Here is a 16,633-nt window from a genome sequence, read left to right as displayed (position 1 = left end):
AATACTTGCCGCCCACCGGCGGCCATCGAAAGCAGTAAGTCTTGAAAAAGATTTACTGCTTTTTTCTATTCTATTTCCGGCCATTTTGCCCCTTGCCGGTTGCAGTAGTGAGTGAAAAGAAAAATTCTCTACCCCGCCAGTTGCCAAAAAGCTGTTGCCCGGATTACAGGAGCAAAAGGAAATTTGAGAAAATCCCCGTCCAGCGGGTAGATGACGGTCTTTGAAATGTATCTTTAGCGGAAAGGAAAAAAGACCGCCTACAGCGGGCAGCAAAGCCCTTTTCGAGCGTTATATTAGCGGAAAATGAGAAGCCCCCATATGCGCCGGGGTTTGCAGTTACGGAGAGCAAGTTTCTACCACGGTGCCAAAATCCGCAATTCTGCGGTTTTTGCCCCTCGCGGGAAACTTGTTGGGGAGTGCCTTCCCCAAACCCTGCTTTGCGGCTTACGCCGCTTATCCCCGCCGCGCTCATGCGGCAAGAAAGGAGGTCACGACCATGCGAAAGAAATACAACACGCCCCACCGCAGCCGCGTTGTGAAAACCCGGCTGTCCGAAGATGAATACGCCGACTTCACAGCGCGGCTTGCGCCCTATGGTATCAGCCAGTCCGAATTTCTCCGGCAGGCGATACGGCGGGCGACCATACGCCCCGTAATCCATGTGTCGGCGGTCAATGATGAACTGCTTTCCGCTGTCGGGAAGTTGGCCGCCGAGTACGGCAGGATCGGCGGCAACCTCAACCAGATAGCCCGGTATCTGAACGAGTACGGCGCACCTTACAATGCGCTGTCCGGCGAGGTACACGCCGCCATAGCCGACCTTGCCGCCCTCAAGTATGAAGTCCTCAAGAAAGTAGGTGACGCGGTTGGCAACACTCAAGCATATCAACTCTAAAAACGCCGACTACGGAGCCGCCGAACAATACCTGCTTTTTGAGCATGACGAGTTTACCATGAAGCCCGTCCTTGATGAATCCGGCAGGCTTATCCCCCGTGAGGACTACCGGCTTGCCACGCTGAACTGCGGCGGCGAAGATTTTGCCGTTGCCTGTATGCGGGCAAATCTCCGCTATGAGAAAAACCAGCGGCGGGAAGATGTGAAAAGCCACCACTACATCATCAGCTTTGACCCACGGGACGCAGCGGACAACGGCCTGACCGTAGACCAGGCGCAGGCGTTGGGTGAGAAGTTTTGCGCCGAGCATTTCCCCGGCCACCAAGCCCTTGTATGCACCCACCCGGACGGCCATAACCACAGCGGCAATATCCATGTGCATATCGTCATTAACAGCCTGCGGATTGAGGAAGTGCCGTTCCTGCCCTACATGGACAGGCCAGCCGATACAAAAGCCGGCTGCAAGCACCGCTGTACCGACGCTGCCTTGCGCTACTTCAAGTCCGAAGTCATGGAGATGTGCCACCGGGAGGGGCTTTACCAAATCGACCTCTTGAACGGCAGCAAGAACCGCGTGACCGACCGGGAGTATTGGGCGCAGAAAAAGGGACAGGCCGCGCTGGACAAGCAGAACGCCCCCATGATTGCAGGCGGTATCACGCCCCGGCAGACCAAGTTTGAAACGAACAAAGAGAAGCTGCGGCAGACCATACGGAAAGCCCTTGCCACCGCCGCCAGCTTTGACGAATTTTCCTCTCTGCTGCTGCGGGAGGGCGTGACCGTCAAGGAGAGCCGGGGGCGGCTTAGTTACCTCACGCCGGACAGGACGAAGCCCATTACCGCCCGGAAGTTGGGCGACGACTTTGACCGCACCGCTGTCCTTGCCGTTTTGGAGCAGAACGCCGCCCGAACCGCCCCGAAACAGGACGGCGTGCAGCGGCTTGTGGATATTGAGCAGAAGAAAGCCGAGGGCAAAGGCCGGGGCTATGAACGCTGGGCGACCATGCACAACCTCAAACAAATGGCCGCGACGCTGAATGCGTATCAGGAATACGGCTTCACTTCCCCGGAGCAGTTAGAAGCCGCGGTTGATACCGCCTATCAGGAAATGCGCCAGACCAGCGGCAAGCTGAAAACGCTGGAAACGAAGCTGCAAGGGAAAAAGGAGTTGCAGCAACAGGTACTTGCCTACGCTAAGACCAAGCCCGCCCGCGACGGGCTGAAAGCGCAGAAATCCCCCAAAGCCCGCGAAGCATACCGGCAAGCCCATGAGAGCGATTTTATCATAGCCGACGCAGCCGCCCGGTATTTCCGGGAGCATGGCATTACCAAGCTGCCCACCCGGAAAGCGTTGCAGGACGAGATCGAGCAGCTTGTTTCCGAGAAAGACGGGCTTTACAACGGCTACCGGGAACAGAAGCGGCGCTTTGCCGAGTTGCAGACGGTCAAGCGGAATATCGACCAGATCCTGCGCCGGGAAGAACCCCACCGCAGAAAGGAGCAGAGCCATGAACGATAAGCTGCCCCGCATGGACTACCGCCAGCACCGGCGGGCGCGGCGGCTGGTGCATGAGTGCTGTAACTACGATGAGGGGAACTGCCTGCTGCTGGACGATGGGGAGCCTTGCGTGTGCGTCCAGAGCATTTCCTATTCCCTTATGTGCCGCTGGTTTCGTGTGGCTGTCCTACCCCTTGACGGGGAACTGGCCGCAGCCCTCTTGTACCGGGGGAGCCGGAAACAGTGCGCGGTCTGCGGTGCAGCTTTCGTCCCCAAGTCCAACCGGGGGAAATACTGCCCCGACTGCGCCGGACGCATGAAGAAAATCAAAGCCACCGAGCGAAAGCGGAAACAACGGCAGAGATGTCACGCTTTAGGGGCGTTCAAACCCTTGTAAATCAAGGCTTTTTTGCCCGCCCTCAACGGGGACTTGATACATTTATCCTTTTCCCTCGAAAACGCCGTTCTAAATGCGTACAAATGCCCCAAACCCACCCAAGGAGGAACTATGTCAGACAACCGAAAATATTACTACCTCAAACTGAAAGAGAATTACTTTGACGAGGACGCCATTGTGCTGCTGGAAAGTATGCAGGACGGTATCCTCTACTCCAACATACTGCTGAAGCTGTACCTGAAATCCCTGAAAAACGGCGGGAAGTTGCAGCTTGACGAAAATATCCCATTGACCGCACAAATGATTGCCACCATTACCCGCCAGCAAGTCGGCACCGTAGAACGGGCTTTGCAGATTTTTATGAAGCTGGGGCTGGTGGAGCCGCTGCAAAACGGCGCGCTGTACATGAGCAACATTGAACTGCTCATCGGCCAATCCTCTACCGAGGGGGAGCGAAAACGGCGGGCAAGGCTGGCTTTGCAGGGACAGAAAGCCTTGCCAAAAGCTGGGGCGGACAAATGTCCACCATATCAAGCGGACATTTGTCCGCCAGAGATAGAGATAGAGAAAGAGATAGAGATAGAAAAAGAGAGAGAGCGAGAGTTAGACACGGGACAGCCCACCCCCGCCGCCTATGGCCGGTATGAAAATGTCTTACTGACCCAATCAGAACTGGACGGGCTGAAAGCAGACCTGCCCGACAAATGGAACTACTACATTGACCGGCTATCCTGCCATATCGCGTCCAGCGGCAAGCGATACCACAGCCATGCCGCCACGATCTACAAATGGGCGCAGGAGGACGCAGCCAAGAAAGCCCCGAAAATGGGCATACCCGACTACTCATGCAAGGAGGGCGAAAGTTTATGAAGAACGAAATCAACGCTGTTTTGGAGAATATGACGGCCACCACGCCGGAGCAGGAGGACTACACCGGCGAGGACGGTTTGCTGTACTGCGGCAAGTGCCGCAAGCCCAAAGAAGCCTACTTCCCGGAGGGCAAGGCATTGTTTGGGCTTGACCGCCACCCGACAGAGTGCGACTGCCAGAGGGCGCAGCGGATTGAGCGTGAAGCCGCCGAGGAGCAGCGCAGGCACCTGGACACCGTGGAGGAACTGAAACGCCGGGGCTTTACCGACCCCACCATGCGGGACTGGACTTTTGAGAACGACAACGGCAGAAACCCACAGACCGAACTTGCCCGCCGGTATGTGGAGCATTGGGAGGATATGCGAGCCGACAATATCGGCTGCCTGTTCTGGGGCGGCGTGGGAATCGGGAAAAGCTACCTTGCGGGCTGTATCGCAAATGCCCTCATGGAGAAAGAAATCCCCGTCCACATGACGAACTTTGCCCTTATCCTCAATGACCTGGCCGCCAGCTTTGAGGGGCGCAACGAGTACATTTCCCGCCTTTGCCGCTATCCGCTGCTGATCCTTGATGACTTCGGCATGGAGCGCGGCACCGAATATGGGCTGGAACAGGTTTTCAATGTGATAGACAGCCGTTACCGCAGCGGCAAGCCGCTGATTGTCACGACCAACCTCACGCTGGACGGACTGCGAAACCCGGAGGACACTGCCCATTCCCGTATCTATGACCGTCTGCTTTCCATGTGTGTCCCGGTGCGTTTTACCGGCGACAACTTCCGGCAGGAAGCCGCCCAGCGGAAAATGGAGAGCATGAAGAAACTGATCGTTGGCTGAAGGGAGTATTGCCTATGGCAGATAAGAAACCACAAGAGCGCCGCCCCGACTGCGTGACGGAAATCCGCATGGGCAATTCCGTCCTTGTCGTGTCCGGCTATTTCAAGAAAGATACCACGACCACCGCCGCCGACAAAATGGCGCGGGTGCTGGAAGCGGAAGCCGCTGCTACACAAAAACCAGCAATATAACAAATCATAAAGAAGCAGATTTTACAGTTTTACCGCTATACAGCCAGCCCCCACCCGTGGTACAATGAAGTTACGGAATAGTGGGGCTGGCTGTCGGAAACGGAGGATTTTATGTTAAGACAAGCCACCCAAAACCTCATTACTGCCCTTTATCCGAGATTGTCCCACGAGGACGAACTGCAAGGCGAGAGCAATTCCATTTCCAACCAAAAGCGGATTTTGGAAGCCTACGCCAAGCAGAACGGCTTTACCAATCTGCGCTGGTACACCGACGATGGTTATTCCGGCGCGAACTTCCAAAGACCCGGTTTTCAAGCCATGCTTGCGGACATTGAAGCCGGGAAAGTGGGAACGGTCATCGTCAAGGACATGAGCCGGTTAGGGCGCAACTACTTGCAGGTGGGATTTTACACGGAAATGCTGTTCCCTCAAAAGGGAGTGCGGTTTATCGCAGTCAACGACAATGTGGACAGCGAGAACGGCGGCATGGACAACGATTTTACCCCTCTGCGAAATCTGTTCAACGAATGGCTGGTGAGAGATACGAGCAAGAAAATCAAAGCAGTAAAACGGTCAAAAGGCATGAGCGGCAAGCCCGTCACCAGCAAGCCGGTTTACGGCTATCTCATGGACGAGGACGAAAACTACATCATTGACGAGGAAGCTGCCCCGGTGGTGCGGCAGATTTACCAGCTTTGCCTTGCTGGGAACGGCCCGACCAAGATTGCCCGTATGCTGACGGAGCAGCAAATCCCCACGCCGGGGACGCTGGAGTACCGCAGGACGGGCAGCACCCGCCGCTATCACCCCGGCTATGAGTGCAAATGGGCGACCAACACCGTTGTCCACCTGCTGGAAAACCGGGAGTACACCGGCTGTCTGGTGAACTTCAAGACGGAGAAACCCTCTTACAAGGTCAAGCATAGCGTGGAGAACCCCATAGAGAAACAGGCGATTTTCCACGACCACCATGAGCCGATTATCGACACGGAAACATGGGAGCGTGTGCAGGAGTTACGCAAGCAGCGCAAACGCCCCAACCGCTACGATGAAGTGGGGCTGTTCTCCGGTATGCTGTTCTGCGCTGACTGCGGCCATGTGCTGTACCAGCAGCGGTATCAGAACAAAGACCGCAAGCAGGACTGCTACATCTGCGGCAGCTATAAGAAGCGCACCCGCGACTGTACGGCGCACTTTATCCGCACCGACCTGTTGACCGCCGGTGTCCTGGCAAATCTCCGGCAAGTAACCGAATACGCCGCCAAGCATGAGAGCCGCTTTGTGAAGCTGCTTGTCCAGCAGAACGAGATCGGCGGCAAGAGAAAGACCGCTGCGGCCACCAAGCAGCTTGAACAGGCGCAGGAGCGCATTGCCGAAGTGAGCCGCATTATCAAGCGGCTGTATGAGGACAATGTAAACGGCAAAATCAGCGACGAGCGTTTCATGGAACTGTCACAGGACTATGAAGCCGAGCAAGCGGAACTGAAAAAGAGAGCCGCCGCCCTGCAAGCCGAACTGGACAAGTCACAGGCAGCTACCGTCAACGCCGAGAAATTCATGGGCATTGTCCGCAAGCACCTTGCCTTTGAAGAACTGACCCCCACCCTCTTGCGGGAAATGGTGGAGAAAATCGTGGTGCATGAGTGCAGCTACGACGAGAACGGCACCCGCAGGCAGGACATTGAGATTTATTACAGCTTTGTCGGCAAGATTGACTTGCCCGAATAACCGCCCGACCTATCCGACACAATGGCCAAGTGCCGGATAGGAACGGCAAAATTTTTTACACTTCTAATGCTTCTTTATCACACACAAGCAAAGTCCCAGGGCATGAAGCAGCTCATGGCTGGCGGCGGTGTTGCCCTCATCGGCACCACCCTTGTACCTCTGCTCTCCGGACTGTTCGGTTAATCACAAAACAAGGAGGTAATCGCCTTTGGACAGCATACTCCAACAGATCACAGACTGGCTGAAAGAAATGCTCGTTTCAGCTATTATGGGAAATCTGTCGGGGATGTTTGAGTCCGTCAACAACCAGGTTGGCGAGATAGCAACCTCCGTTGGCATGACCCCGGCGAATTTTTCGCCGGGTGTCTTTGCCATGGTACGAAACATCTCCGAGTCAGTGATTATCCCAATCGCAGGCTTGATTCTGACCTTCATTGCCTGTTATGAGCTAATTCAGATGATTATTGACCACAACAATCTGGCAAATTTTGAAACCTGGATCTTCTTCAAATGGGTGTTCAAGACTTTTGTTGCGGTCATGTTAATCACAAACACATTCAATATCACGATGGCTGTGTTTGATGTGACACAGCACGTTATAAACGCAAGCGCCGGTATCATATCCGGAAATACTGCCATAGATGCTTCGGCATTGGAAACAATGGAAGAAACGCTGATGGCAATGGATTTGGGTCCTTTGCTCGGCTTGTTCCTGCAATCCTTTATCGTGCAGGTCACGATGTCCGCTTTGGCAATCATCATCTTTGTGATCGTCTACGGTCGAATGATTGAAATTTATCTGATGGTCAGCCTTGCCCCGATTCCGCTTTCCACTTTTGGAAACAGAGAACAGAGCAATATCGGACAGAATTATCTGCGTTCGCTGTTTGCAATCGGATTCCAGGGATTCCTGATTATGATCTGCGTGGGCATTTATGCGGTGCTGATTCAGTCTATCGCATTCAGTGATGACATCATCGGTTCTATCTGGGGTGTTATGGGCTACACCGTCCTTTTGTGCTTCACCCTGTTTAAGACTGGTTCGCTTGCGAAGGGGGTATTCAGCGCTCACTAAGGGAAGGAGGAAATTGTTTGGCAGCGTATATTCCCGTACCTCGTGACCTGACGAGGGTAAAAACAAAAGTGTTCTTCAATCTGACGAAACGGCAGTTACTTTGCTTTGGTGCGGCGGCGCTCATCGGAGTGCCGATTTTCTTTCTGGTCAAAGCAACCGGAAATGTGAGCCTTGCAGCACTGTCCATGATGATCGTCATGTTACCGTTGTTCTTTCTGGCAATGTATGAAAAGGATAGTCAGCCGTTGGAAGTGGTTGTAGAACACTTCATTCAGACCAAATTCGTTCGTCCCAAGGTTCGCCCTTATCAGACGGACAACTATTATGACGCTTTGATGCGTCAGTACAAACTGGAAAAGGAGGTTGAACGAATTGTTTTTCAAAAAGAAGCCACAGGCAAGAAACATCAAAATGCCTGCAAATCTGAATCGGAAGCAGCAGCGAGAAATTAAAGCTGTTGTGGAACGGGCAAAGAAGGACAACGGTATTCCGCAGACTGCACAGCAGTCCATTCCCTTTCAGAGAATGTTCCCGGATGGCATCTGCCGTGTCACTGACAGTTATTACACCAAGACCATTCAGTTTCAGGACATCAACTATCAGCTGGCACAGCAGGAAGATAAGACTGCCATCTTCGATGAGTGGTGCAGTTTCCTGAATTTCTTTGACAGCTCCATTCACTTTGAGCTTTCCTTTATGAACCTGAGTACCGATGCTGAAAGCTTTGAAAAGAGTATCCGTATCCCGTTCAAGAAGGACAGCTTCAATCCCGTCCGTGCCGAGTATAGCCAGATGCTGAAAAAGCAGTTGGCGCAGGGCAACAACGGCTTGACCAAAACCAAGTACCTGACATTCGGCATTGAAGCCGAATCCATGCGGCAGGCAAAGCCGAGACTCAACCATATCGAAAACGATCTGCTCAATAACTTTCGGCGTTTGGGTGTCATTGCCACTACCATGAACGGCAAAGAGCGGCTGCATCTGATGCACTCTATGTTCCACATGGGTGATAATGATAAGTTCTTCTTCGATTGGAAGTATCTTGTGGAATCCGGGCTGTCCGTAAAGGACTTCATTGCTCCGACGGCGTTTGCCTTTAAGACCAACCGCACCTTCCAGATGGGCAGTATCTTCGGTTCGATGTCTTATCTGGCAATTACGGCATCAGACCTGTCTGATCGTATGCTGGCGGATTTTCTGGATATGGAATCCACGCAGATCGTGACCATGCACATCCAGTCGGTTGACCAGACTGCGGCGATTAAGACCATCAAGAGAATCATCACCGAGCTTGACCGTTCCAAAATCGAGGAACAGAAAAAGGCTGTGCGTTCTGGCTATGACATGGACATTATCCCATCTGACCTTGCTACCTATGGTAAAGATGCGAAGTCACTTCTGAAAGAATTGCAGAGCCAGAATGAGCGAATGTTCATGGTGACATTTCTGGTGCTGAACACCGGGCGCACCGAGCAGGAACTGGAGAACAATGTGTTCCAGGCACAGAGCATCGCCCAGAAGCATAACTGCAATCTGCGTCGTTTGGATTTTCAGCAGGAATCCGGACTGATGAGCAGCCTGCCTTTGGCACAAAACCTGATTGAGATTCGTCGTGGCCTGACTACCAGTTCCACGGCTATTTTTGTGCCTTTCACCACGCAGGAGCTGTTCCAGAATGGTGGAGAAACGCTCTATTACGGGCTGAATGCTCTGTCGAACAACCTTATCATGGTGGACAGAAAGAAGCTCAAGAACCCCAACGGACTGATTCTGGGTACTCCCGGTTCCGGTAAATCCTTTTCCGCAAAGCGTGAAATCACCAATGCGTTCCTGGTTACGGATGACGATATTATCATCTGCGACCCCGAAGCGGAATATGCGGCTCTGGTTCACAAGTTCAATGGTCAGGTGGTAAAAATCAGCTCCTCCAGTACCAACTATATCAACCCTATGGACATCAACCTGAACTACTCTGAGGATGACAACCCGGTAGCACTGAAAGCTGATTTTATCCTGTCCCTCTGTGAGTTGATTATGGGCAGTAAGGATGGCTTGCAGCCTATCGAAAAGACGGTTATCGACCGTTGTGTGCATCAGATTTACCAGAGATATTTCGACAATCCTGCCCCTGAGAATATGCCGATCCTTGAGGATTTGTATGATGCCCTTCTGAAACAGGACGAAAAGGAAGCCCACCATGTAGCGACCGCCTTGGAAATCTATGTTAAGGGTTCTCTGAAACTGTTTAACAACAGAACCAATGTGGATATTCAGAATCGTCTGGTGTGCTTCGACATTAAGGAGCTGGGCAATCAGCTGAAAAAAATCGGTATGCTGATCGTTCAGGATCAGGTCTGGGGGCGTGTAACTGCCAACCGTTCTGCCGGTAAATCGACCAGATATTATATTGACGAGTTCCATCTGCTTCTGAAGGAAGAACAGACGGCAACCTATTCCGTAGAAATCTGGAAGCGATTCCGTAAATGGGGCGGCTTGCCGACCGGTATTACTCAGAATGTCAAAGACCTGCTTCGTTCCCCGGAGATTGCCAACATCCTCGAAAACTCTGATTTCATCTATATGCTGAATCAGGCAAGCGATGACCGAAGTATTCTGGCACAGCGGTTGAACATTTCGCCGCATCAGCTGTCCTATGTAACCAACTCCGGTGAGGGCGAAGGACTTCTGTTCTATGGCAATGTGATTCTGCCGTTCATTGACCGATTCCCGACAGATCTGGAACTGTATCGCATTATGACCACGAAGTTAAACGAGGTGGCACAGGAAAAGGAGGCGTAATGTATGGCGAAAAGACCTACACGACTCCGTTTTACCGAAGATGACCTTGCAGATTCTCATGTGAAGAAAGCTGCCGACCGTGCAGATAAGGCGGTTGATAGGGCTGAAAAAGCGGCAGACAAATTGGCTTCTAAAAAGGCAAAGCCGAAGCTAAAGCTGGAAACAGATGCAGCCGGTTCCCGTAAAGCAAAGCTCCGTTTTGAAAAAGCGGAGTTTACGGAAATCGAGCGCCCATCTGTGGCAAAGCACATGGCAAGCCGTGGTGCCGCAGTCACGCTCACATCCAAAGCACATCGGGCGGTGTCAGAATATGAGGATGATAATATCGGCGTTCAGGCTGTGCAGGAAACGACCAAGGCTGTTGAATCCACTGTCTATACCGTCGATCATGCCGTTTACAGTCACAAGCTGAAAGCCTACGACAAGGCGGAAAAGCTGGTTGAGAAGTCAGATAAAGCAAATGTAAATGCCCTGTATGAGAAGTTCAAAAAGGACAACCCCGATGCCGGTTCCAATCCCTTTTCCCGTTGGCAACAGAAAAGGGCAATCAAGAAAGAATATGCTGCCGCCAAAGCCGGTAAGAATACCGCTTCGACAACGGCTTCTGCATCTAAGGGTGCAGGCAAGGCAACGGGCAAAGCAGCTCAGGGAGCCAAGAACATCACAGAAAGAGTAACGGAGTTCTGCACCACACACTCTAAAACGATTCTGTTTGTTTTGATTGCCGGACTGCTTTTTATGATACTCTCAGGGATGTTCTCGTCTTGTTCGGCTATGTTCCAAGGCGGCACACAGATCATTCTGGGAACTTCTTTTACTGCAAAAGAGGAAGATATTATTGGTGCGGACAATGATTACAAGGCTTTGGAAGCTGCGCTCCGCAATAAAATCAATAATATCGAGCGTACTCATAGCGGATATGACGAGTACCGGTATGACCTTGATGAAATCAACCACAATCCTTATGAGCTGGCGGCGTATTTGACGGTGAAGTTTGAGGATTACACCAGAGATGAGGTGCAGGCTACCCTGCAATGGCTATTTGAGCAACAATATGAGCTGACCCTGACGGAAGTAGTAGAGATTCGTACACGAACAACATCTTCTACTGATCCCGAAACGGGAGAGACAACAACAGAGGAAGAAGATTACGAATATTATATTCTGAATGTGAAGCTCAGAAATAAGGGCTTGAACAGTGTGATTTCAAATTCCGGCTTGTCGGAAGATGATATGGAGCGATATAGAATTTTGCTTCAGACAAGGGGCAACAGACCGGATATTTTCGGAAATGACATTTACGCCACCCCTGGCGGCGAGTACACCGATTATGATATTCCGGGCGAAGCGCTGACAGACACAAGATTTGCCAATATGATTCGGGAAGCTGAAAAATATCTGGGATACCCGTATGTGTGGGGCGGCAGCAGCCCGTCTACCTCCTTTGACTGCTCCGGATTTGTTTCCTATGTAATCAATCACTGCGGAAACGGTTGGAGTGTTGGTCGTTTGACCGCAAACGGTTTGATGGGCGTATGCGACATTATCCCGAAAAGCTCTGCCAAACCGGGAGATTTGATTTTCTTCCAAGGCACTTATGATACCTCCGGTGCATCACACGTTGGTATCTATGTTGGCAATGGTATGATGATCCACTGCGGAAACCCCATTTCCTACGCTTCTATCGAATCGAATTACTGGCAACAGCATTTTTACTGCTTCGGCAGAATCAGAAACTAAAGGAGGGATGGCGATTGAGTGCCAAGTTAGACAGAATAGGTGCAGACCTTGAAAAAGCCCGTAAGAAACGGGCAGAATGGGATGCTAAGGTGAAAGACCTGGAACGCAGATACCGTGAGGAGGAAAATTCCGAAATCCATGAGATGGTTCATGCTGCGAACCTGAATCCCGAACAGCTTTCCGAGCTGCTCCGTATGTTTGCTGCGGATATGGCTCCGAAGCCTGATACGATCAATACTATGAATGAGGAGGAAACGCAGAATGAGATTTAAGAAAATTGGAGCCGCATTGCTGGCGTGTGCAATGTGTTTTGGCGTGTTTTCTACAACGGCATTTGCCTATGTAGATGAAAGCGTAGCGACTGAAGAACCTGCGGTCGAAGAAAAAGTTCCCGAAACAGAGCCGGAGGAGCCGATGCTACCGCTTACTCCCGACGGCAATCTGACTTTGGTTGATGACGCTGGCTCGCCTACGAAAAGCGGAAAGCAGTTCATTACCGCTGTAACCAAAAACGGAAACTACTTCTATATCATCATTGACCGTGATGATAAGGGCGAGGAAACCGTGCATTTTCTGAATCAGGTGGATGAAGCCGACCTGCTCAAGCTGATGGACGAGGAAGAAGTTGCAGAGTTCACCAAGCCGGTTGAGGAAACAAAGCCGGAAGTAGTTGAAACAGTTCCTGAAATTACAGAACCGACACCGGAGGAAAAGCCGAAATCCACAAATATGCTCCCGGCGATTCTTACTCTGATTGTGCTTGCCTGTGGTGGTGGATTCTTCGTATTTAAGAAAGTCCAGGAAAAGAAGAAGGCACAGGAAGCGGCAAAGCCTGACCCAGATGCTGATTATGTGGACGATGACGAGGACTATGGGTACGATCCGGAGTTTGAGAACGATGATGCAGATAGCTCCGTCGATGAAGATGATAATGAACCTGTGTAAACAGGATAGGCTTGATGCCTGGGGCAGCCTTCGGGTTGCCTTTACATAGTTTCCGCTTTCAAAAAATAAAAAAATTTGCGTTTTTGAAAGTGACATCTTGCATATACTATTAGCAGACAGTATAATAAGTACAGCGAAGCGGTTTCGAGAAATGAAAAAACTTCAATTTTTGAAAGCGGGTGACTATATGAAAACAATCACGAGAGCAAAATATCTCGATAGAATCATTGAACTGAATGGTACTCCTGACATCAAGATCATCACGGGCATTCGTCGATCTGGTAAGTCCAAATTGATGCAGGCGTATATTGCGTATCTGAAAAGCAATTTTGAAAACATCAATATTATCTTCATCGACTTCATGGATTTGGCGTATGAAGAAATCAAGGAATACCATGCCTTACACGCCTATGTGGAAGAACATTATCAGGAAGGTAAAACGAACTACCTGTTTGTAGACGAGGTGCAGATGTGCCCCAAGTTTGAGTTGGCAATCAATAGCCTGTACTCTAAGGGAAAATACGACATCTATGTAACAGGCTCTAATGCTTTCCTGTTGAGTGCAGATCTGGCAACTCTGTTTACCGGACGCTATATTGAAATTCATGTGTTTCCTTTCAGCTTCCAGGAATATTGCCAGTATTATGATGATATTAGTGACAAAGATAAGCTCTTTGATGAGTACGCTATCAAGGGCGGTTTAGCAGGTTCCTATGCTTATAGAACCGAAAAAGACAGAACAAACTATATCAAAGAGGTCTACGAAACGATTGTTACAAGGGATTTGGTACAGAAATATACTCTCCCGGACACTTTGGTTTTACAACGTCTGAGCGAGTTCCTTATGGATAATATCAGCAACCTGACTTCTCCGAATAAGGTCAGTCAGCTACTGACAGCAAATGAGACTCCAACCAATCATGTAACCGTCGGCAAGTACATTAAGTATTTGTGCAATGCTTTTGTATTTTATGATATTAAGAGATACGACATCCGAGGCAAGAAATACCTTGAAAGCTCTGAAAAGTTCTATTTGTGTGACAGCGGTATTCGATATGCAATACTGGGAAGCAGAAATATAGACTATGGCAGAGTATATGAAAACGTTGTTTGTATCGAGCTTCTTCGCCGTGGATATGATGTCTATGTCGGCAAGCTCTATCAAAAGGAAATCGACTTTGTTGCTCAGAGAGGTAGCGAAAAGATTTATATTCAGGTCAGCGACAACATTTCCGGGCAGGAAACATTTGAGAGAGAATGCTCTCCTCTGCTTCAGATTCGAGACGCTTATCCGAAAATGATTATTGCCAGAACCAAACATCCCCAATATAGCTATGAAGGAATCGAAATTCACGATATAGCCGATTGGTTGCTACAAGAATAAGCAAGGTGAAATATCTCCGTCATTCTCTTTTGAAATGATGGAGATATTTTTATTATGACGGAGATTGTAGAACAGAAAATTGTATCAGGTTGCAAAAATCCTTTCCGAACTTTTTACATAGCAGTCATGCACTACGGTGTGTGGCTGCTTATTTTTTTGTGAAAGGAGCAGATGCAAATGAAATTAGTTTTGGCTGAAAAGCCTTCGGTTGCACAGAGTATTGCCAAAGTGTTAGGTGCTGCCAAGCGTGAGGATGGCTACTTAGAGGGAAACGGATATGTGGTCAGCTGGTGTGTAGGGCATTTGGTGGAGCTGGCACAGCCGGAAGTCTATGATGCGAAGTACAGCAAATGGGCTTATGCAGACCTTCCTATCTTCCCGATGGACTGGCAGTATGAGGTTTCTGCCGGTACGAAAAAACAGTTTGGGATTCTGAAAAAGCTCATGGCCAGAGAAGATGTTGCGAGTCTTGTGTGTGCAACAGATGCCGGTCGTGAGGGCGAGCTGATCTTTCGGTTGGTGTACCACAAAGCCGGGTGCAGAAAGCCGTTTGAGCGGCTTTGGATTTCCTCGATGGAAGATGTAGCAATCAAGGAGGGCTTTGAAAATCTCAGGTCTGGAACGGAATATGATGCTTTGTATGAAGCAGCACTGTGTCGAGAACGAGCCGACTGGATTGTTGGTATTAACGCTACTCGACTTTTTTCGACCCTTTACGGGCAGACCCTGAATGTTGGTCGTGTTATGACCCCTACCCTTGCTATGGCTGTTATGCGAGAAGCTGCCATTTCCGCATTCAAGCCTGAACTGTTCTACACAGTTCAGATTGGATTGGATGGTTTTACGGCTGCAAGCGAACGCTTCAAAACCAAGGCAGCAGCCGAAGCTGTCAAACAAAGCTGTTCGGTGGCAATCGTTCAGAAAGCTGAATGTAAGGAGAAAACAGAAAAGCCGCCTGCGCTCTATGACCTGACCAGTTTACAGAGAGAAGCCAACCGTGTGCTTGGCTACACGGCACAGCAGACCTTGGACTACACGCAGAACCTCTATGAAAAGAAACTGGTCACTTATCCCCGTACCGACAGCAGGTTTCTGACGGAAGATATGGCACATAGCCTGACCGACCTCGTAAAGCTGGCTTTCCACACATTCCCCGTGGAGGATGTGGATAACATACCAGTTCATGCAGAGCAGGTTGTGAATAACAAAAAGGTCACAGATCACCATGCCATCATTCCGACCAGAGAATTGCAGAAATGCAATCTGAGCGAACTTCCCAAGGGTGAACTTGCAATTTTGCAACTGATCTCGAATCGGTTGTGCGTAGCTGTTGGCGATCCGCACCGATACGCAGAGACAGTTATTGAGCTGGACTGTGGCGGTACCGTGTTTTCCACCAAAGGCAAAACTGTTGTGCAGGATGGATGGAAAGCTCTGGTTCAGAAAAATGATTCGACAAAATCCGACGAAAACGTGCAGACACTCCCTTCTGTTTCCGTTGGTGACGAAATGACCGTCAGCGGCACGGAAATCAAGGAAGGGAAAACATCTCCCCCTAAACACTTTACCGATGTGATATTTTGTGAGCGTAAGGAGTGGATAGGAATTGAAGAAAGGAGTTCAGCATGAGAAGAAAAAAAGATAAAAGCAATGGCATTACTGCTTTGTATGAAAGACTGTCTCGTGATGATGATAATGCTGGAGAGAGTAACAGTATCGTTCATCAAAAGCAAATGCTTGAAGATTATGCTATAAAACATGGCTTTACGAATCTTGTTCATTTTACCGATGATGGTTGGAGTGGAGCGACCTTTGACAGACCTTCATGGAACAGACTTGTTGAAGGTGTTAAAAACGGAGAAATCACTGCCTGTATCTGCAAGGATATGTCCAGAATCGGCAGAGATCATCTGCAAGTAGGTTTTTTCACTGACATTCTGTTTAGAGAAAAGGAAGTTCGATTTATAGCAATCAATAATGGTATTGACAGTGACCGTCAAGAAACCAGTGAGTTTGCCCCTTTTCTGAATATCATGAATGAGTGGTTTGTCAGGGACACAAGTAAGAAAATTAAAGCTGTACTGAAATCCAGAGGTTCTTCCGGCAACGCTCATACAAGTAATATCCCACCATACGGCTATTTGAAAGACCCCGAAAACCCCGACCATTGGATTATTGATGAAGAAGCTGCTGAAGTAGTCCGCAGAATTTATCGCATGACTATTGAGGGAAAAGGACCTTATCAGATAGCAAGAGAACTTTCAGAAGAAAAAAT

General features: G+C 49.9%; 15 protein-coding genes and 2 pseudogenes. All 17 read left to right on the top strand.

Features of this window, described 5'->3' with window-relative positions; all coding sequences use genetic code 11:
• The first annotated feature begins 496 nt into the window (after nucleotides 1–496).
• The gene (gene mobC / locus DW739_RS13550) at nucleotides 497–895 is read left to right on the top strand and encodes a plasmid mobilization relaxosome protein MobC (RefSeq protein WP_118515678.1); all 399 of its coding nucleotides are present in this window, start codon (nucleotides 497–499) and stop codon (nucleotides 893–895) included.
• Nucleotides 867–2,414, top strand: a complete 1,548-nt coding sequence (locus DW739_RS13545) for a relaxase/mobilization nuclease domain-containing protein (protein WP_118743217.1) — start codon at nucleotides 867–869, stop codon at nucleotides 2,412–2,414. Before mobC ends, DW739_RS13545 begins: the two co-directional genes overlap by 29 nt.
• The gene (locus tag DW739_RS13540) at nucleotides 2,404–2,790 is read left to right on the top strand and encodes a cysteine-rich VLP domain-containing protein (RefSeq protein WP_118743216.1); all 387 of its coding nucleotides are present in this window, start codon (nucleotides 2,404–2,406) and stop codon (nucleotides 2,788–2,790) included. Before DW739_RS13545 ends, DW739_RS13540 begins: the two co-directional genes overlap by 11 nt.
• A 111-nt stretch (nucleotides 2,791–2,901) precedes the next feature.
• Entirely contained in the window at nucleotides 2,902–3,660 is a 759-nt protein-coding gene (locus DW739_RS13535) for a phage replisome organizer N-terminal domain-containing protein (RefSeq protein WP_118743215.1), read from the top strand.
• A complete protein-coding gene (locus tag DW739_RS13530) occupies nucleotides 3,657–4,496 on the top strand; it encodes an ATP-binding protein (protein WP_118743214.1) in 840 nt (279 codons plus the stop codon). The genes DW739_RS13535 and DW739_RS13530 overlap by 4 nt, the downstream gene beginning before the upstream one ends.
• 14 nt (nucleotides 4,497–4,510) lie before the next feature.
• On the top strand, nucleotides 4,511–4,687 hold the full coding sequence (locus tag DW739_RS13525; protein WP_118515687.1) for a transposon-encoded TnpW family protein: 177 nt from the start codon (nucleotides 4,511–4,513) through the stop codon (nucleotides 4,685–4,687).
• Nucleotides 4,688–4,798: 111 nt separating this feature from the next.
• On the top strand, nucleotides 4,799–6,415 hold the full coding sequence (locus DW739_RS13520; RefSeq protein ID WP_118743213.1) for a recombinase family protein: 1,617 nt from the start codon (nucleotides 4,799–4,801) through the stop codon (nucleotides 6,413–6,415).
• Between the two features lie 87 nt (nucleotides 6,416–6,502).
• A pseudogene (locus DW739_RS15375) lies at nucleotides 6,503–6,598 on the top strand (Maff2 family protein); the annotation flags it as partial.
• Nucleotides 6,599–6,623: 25 nt separating this feature from the next.
• Nucleotides 6,624–7,490, top strand: a complete 867-nt coding sequence (locus DW739_RS13510; protein WP_002304374.1) for a VirB6/TrbL-like conjugal transfer protein, CD1112 family — start codon at nucleotides 6,624–6,626, stop codon at nucleotides 7,488–7,490.
• A gap of 17 nt (nucleotides 7,491–7,507) precedes the next feature.
• The gene (locus tag DW739_RS13505) at nucleotides 7,508–7,942 is read left to right on the top strand and encodes a PrgI family protein (RefSeq protein WP_002304375.1); all 435 of its coding nucleotides are present in this window, start codon (nucleotides 7,508–7,510) and stop codon (nucleotides 7,940–7,942) included.
• Complete coding sequence (locus tag DW739_RS13500; protein ID WP_002588967.1) at nucleotides 7,902–10,289, top strand: VirB4-like conjugal transfer ATPase, CD1110 family; 2,388 nt, start codon at nucleotides 7,902–7,904, stop codon at nucleotides 10,287–10,289. The genes DW739_RS13505 and DW739_RS13500 overlap by 41 nt, the downstream gene beginning before the upstream one ends.
• A 3-nt stretch (nucleotides 10,290–10,292) precedes the next feature.
• Entirely contained in the window at nucleotides 10,293–12,029 is a 1,737-nt protein-coding gene (locus DW739_RS13495) for a C40 family peptidase (RefSeq protein WP_002304377.1), read from the top strand.
• A gap of 14 nt (nucleotides 12,030–12,043) precedes the next feature.
• Nucleotides 12,044–12,301, top strand: coding sequence for a DUF4315 family protein (locus DW739_RS13490; RefSeq protein WP_002304378.1), 258 nt, complete (start codon nucleotides 12,044–12,046; stop codon nucleotides 12,299–12,301).
• Nucleotides 12,291–12,974: a DUF4366 domain-containing protein gene (locus tag DW739_RS13485; protein ID WP_118743211.1), complete on the top strand. Its 684-nt coding sequence runs from the start codon at nucleotides 12,291–12,293 to the stop codon at nucleotides 12,972–12,974. The genes DW739_RS13490 and DW739_RS13485 overlap by 11 nt, the downstream gene beginning before the upstream one ends.
• Before the next feature lie 151 nt (nucleotides 12,975–13,125).
• Nucleotides 13,126–14,358 (top strand): ATP-binding protein, encoded by a 1,233-nt coding sequence (locus tag DW739_RS13480; protein WP_002304383.1) that lies wholly within the window; start codon nucleotides 13,126–13,128, stop codon nucleotides 14,356–14,358.
• A 177-nt stretch (nucleotides 14,359–14,535) separates the two neighbouring features.
• Nucleotides 14,536–15,930: pseudogene (locus tag DW739_RS13475) on the top strand (DNA topoisomerase); the annotation flags it as partial.
• Nucleotides 15,931–15,983: 53 nt separating this feature from the next.
• Nucleotides 15,984–16,633, top strand: a 650-nt coding sequence (locus DW739_RS13470) for a recombinase family protein (RefSeq protein WP_182428002.1), incomplete at its 3' end; no start/stop codon positions are given.

The organism is Clostridium sp. AM28-20LB, from assembly GCF_003480665.1.
GTDB lineage: Bacteria > Bacillota > Clostridia > Lachnospirales > Lachnospiraceae > Otoolea > Otoolea fessa.
The sequence above is the reverse complement of the archived record's forward strand: the minus strand, read 5'-3'. Positions and strand labels throughout refer to the sequence as shown.

Coding starts and splice junctions, on each gene's coding strand:
- DW739_RS13480 (WP_002304383.1), top strand. CDS start 13,126: ATGAAAAAACTTCAATTTTTGAAAGCGGGTGACTATATGAAAACAATC.
- DW739_RS13520 (WP_118743213.1), top strand. CDS start 4,799: ATGTTAAGACAAGCCACCCAAAACCTCATTACTGCCCTTTATCCGAGA.
- DW739_RS13525 (WP_118515687.1), top strand. CDS start 4,511: ATGGCAGATAAGAAACCACAAGAGCGCCGCCCCGACTGCGTGACGGAA.
- DW739_RS13535 (WP_118743215.1), top strand. CDS start 2,902: ATGTCAGACAACCGAAAATATTACTACCTCAAACTGAAAGAGAATTAC.
- DW739_RS13530 (WP_118743214.1), top strand. CDS start 3,657: ATGAAGAACGAAATCAACGCTGTTTTGGAGAATATGACGGCCACCACG.
- DW739_RS13485 (WP_118743211.1), top strand. CDS start 12,291: ATGAGATTTAAGAAAATTGGAGCCGCATTGCTGGCGTGTGCAATGTGT.
- DW739_RS13495 (WP_002304377.1), top strand. CDS start 10,293: ATGGCGAAAAGACCTACACGACTCCGTTTTACCGAAGATGACCTTGCA.
- mobC (WP_118515678.1), top strand. CDS start 497: ATGCGAAAGAAATACAACACGCCCCACCGCAGCCGCGTTGTGAAAACC.
- DW739_RS13540 (WP_118743216.1), top strand. CDS start 2,404: ATGAACGATAAGCTGCCCCGCATGGACTACCGCCAGCACCGGCGGGCG.
- DW739_RS13500 (WP_002588967.1), top strand. CDS start 7,902: ATGCCTGCAAATCTGAATCGGAAGCAGCAGCGAGAAATTAAAGCTGTT.